This window comes from Bartonella sp. AP72JLCBS (genome assembly GCF_042195705.1).
GTDB lineage: Bacteria > Pseudomonadota > Alphaproteobacteria > Rhizobiales > Rhizobiaceae > Bartonella.
This window is the reverse complement of sequence record NZ_JBHIOU010000101.1, coordinates 1-778: the sequence shown is the minus strand read 5'-3', so window position 1 is coordinate 778 and position 778 is coordinate 1. Positions and strand designations below refer to the sequence as shown.

Sequence of the window (778 nt, the reverse complement as noted above, 5' to 3'; positions counted from 1 at the left end):
ATGTAGTGGCAAGGGCGTTCTTGATCAAGTTGATAATTTGACATTTGTAGAGGATTGGGCGCGTGAGAATGGGGCTTCTGAAATGGAGATCTTGGGTCGTTTAGGTTGGAAGCGCGCATTGGACAAGCAAGGCTATGGCATAGCTATGCTTTATTATAGGAAGGAATTGTGACATGGGGAGCAAGACACCAACAACGACAGAACAGAAGCAGGTACAAACAAGCGCCCCTCCAACTTGGATGCAGAATGTCTTTAAGCGTGGGGGTGCAGATGCGTATAACATGTATGATACAGGGATGGGTGGTAATGTATATGGGGGACCTCGTGTTGCACCTTTAAGTGCTCCAACTTATCAAGCAATTGGAGGTCTTGGAGCTATTCCTCATCAGTATCAGAATTATATGAATCATTTGATGAATACTCCAACATCGTCTGCGAGAAACCTTAACTGGATTGCATCTGGTGGTTTGATGGGACCGAATTCTCAATTTGATGAGGAACTTAAAGAGGGCTTAAGTGAAATAAGAAATAGTATTAATCGACAGTTTTTAGGTAGTGGTCTTTATGGCTCTAGTGCGCATAACAATGAGTTACAGAGGGGGCTTAATGATGAATTAGCTCGTATCAAGTATCGCCAGCGTGATAGAGATTTACAGCATATGATGCAAGCCAATTCGATGATTGATCAACTAAATGAAAACCGCTTAGGCATGATAGGCAACTTATTCCCCTCTTATAATAATGCCTATTCGAATATGTTGCAGGGGTCATCTGTTCT

1 protein-coding gene is annotated in these 778 nt (G+C 42.5%); it reads left to right on the top strand.

All coding sequences use genetic code 11. The annotated features are described in order from the left end of the window. Positions 1–173 precede the first annotated feature (173 nt). Positions 174–778 (top strand): hypothetical protein (locus ACFILO_RS09605; protein ID WP_375678227.1); only part of this gene is annotated, 605 nt, incomplete at its 3' end.